Consider the following 1,272-nt stretch of genomic DNA (forward strand, 5'->3'; position numbering starts at 1 on the left):
GCCGTGGATGGGAGCGAAGCTGGGGCATGGCCATACTCGCTTCACGCGGCACGCAGCTTCGGGCAGAGGACGGAGCGGTATGACGGCGGGCACACGCGCTCGAAGCTCGCGCGGTCTGCCGGCAGCCTCCCGGCGATGGCAGTCGTCTCGCCGATCCTCCGCGGCTGCCCTATCCGCCTCATCGGCCAACCCGCTCTCTTGAGGATGCGCTCGATGCGAAGGTCCGTCCCGGTAACGATCTGGCGATATCCGTTGACCATCGACCATTCGATGATGGCGGCGAACATGGTGAGTGTCGCATCGTGGAGCGAGCCCCCTGCCCTACCCTCGTCGAGCGAGGTATCGACGCAGAAGCGCGAGCTCTCGATCACTGCGGAATGCGGCTTGAACGCGCCCGACCGCACCAGATCGGGGAACAGCGCCTCGATCATGTTGGGGCCGCTCGCCGGCAGGAGCCTTGCGCAGCCGACGACCTCGGAGGCCGACGATATCGCCAGGATGTATGTTGGTCTCAGAGCGTCGAATTCATCGGTTTCCCTGCCGCCGCGTGTGACCACGTCCCATCCCAGCCGTCCCTTGAAGATGCGAGCCCGCAGGCGGTGCATGGAATCGATAAGGTCAGGGAAGTCGTCGTGCGCGTCGGCAGGAATGGCCAGTGCCCGCATCAGTAGTGCTCCGATTCGAATGCGTTCGGAGGCAGAGGGCACGTTTGCGCGGCAAGCCGCGACTAACGAAATTATGAGTGCGATTCGCTTACTGCGGGGGTGAGTCGGGCAATGCAGGTGGGAAATCGGTCCCGGTCTCTCCCCACGATGGGGAGTGGACCCCTAGTAAAACAACTAGCAACCGGAATCGGCGCGTCGTGAACCGCGGGAAGAAAGTGAAGTCAGAACAAATGGTTATGAGCGATAGAGGCGATTAGCGTCTCAATACGACCTGTCGAAGTTAAGGTTCTGTTAACCACTAAATCCTTGCAACAGAGAGGCCGGATGCTATCGTCACGTTAAAGAGCGGCATTCGCCGCAATTTCCGTGATGAGGGTTTAATCCGTGAGTACCGTTGCCGAGCGGAGCAGACAATTGCTGCCGAATGTCGAGGAGACAATCGGTGCCCAGGCAGAGCTGCTCAGCTCGCAGCTACAGGCTATGAGTGAAGCTCTGTTTCCGCCGACGTCAAAGAAAGTGCTGCGGCGCTTCACCTCTGGCGAGGCTGCTCGTCTTATGTCGGTGTCCGACTCGACGCCTCGCAAGATGACTCTGGCGGGCGCAGGAC

1 protein-coding gene and 1 pseudogene are annotated in these 1,272 nt (G+C 60.9%); one reads left to right on the forward strand and one right to left on the reverse strand.

The window, feature by feature from the left end; translation table 11 throughout:
* Window positions 1-41: 41 nt before the first annotated feature.
* Window positions 42-665: an acyl-homoserine-lactone synthase TraI gene (gene traI / locus EOA60_RS33545; protein WP_128312652.1), complete on the reverse strand. Its 624-nt coding sequence runs from the start codon at window positions 663-665 to the stop codon at window positions 42-44.
* 414 nt (window positions 666-1,079) lie between these two features.
* Here traI and EOA60_RS38465 point away from each other — a divergent pair.
* Window positions 1,080-1,272 (forward strand): annotated as a pseudogene (locus tag EOA60_RS38465) (plasmid partitioning protein RepA); the annotation flags it as partial.

It is taken from the genome of Mesorhizobium sp. M1A.F.Ca.IN.020.06.1.1 (assembly GCF_004023265.1).
Lineage (GTDB): Bacteria > Pseudomonadota > Alphaproteobacteria > Rhizobiales > Rhizobiaceae > Mesorhizobium.

Bases quoted from the DNA above. Each gene is read 5' to 3' on its own strand.
- traI (WP_128312652.1), bottom strand. From the start codon at position 665: ATGCGGGCACTGGCCATTCCTGCCGACGCGCACGACGACTTCCCTGAC.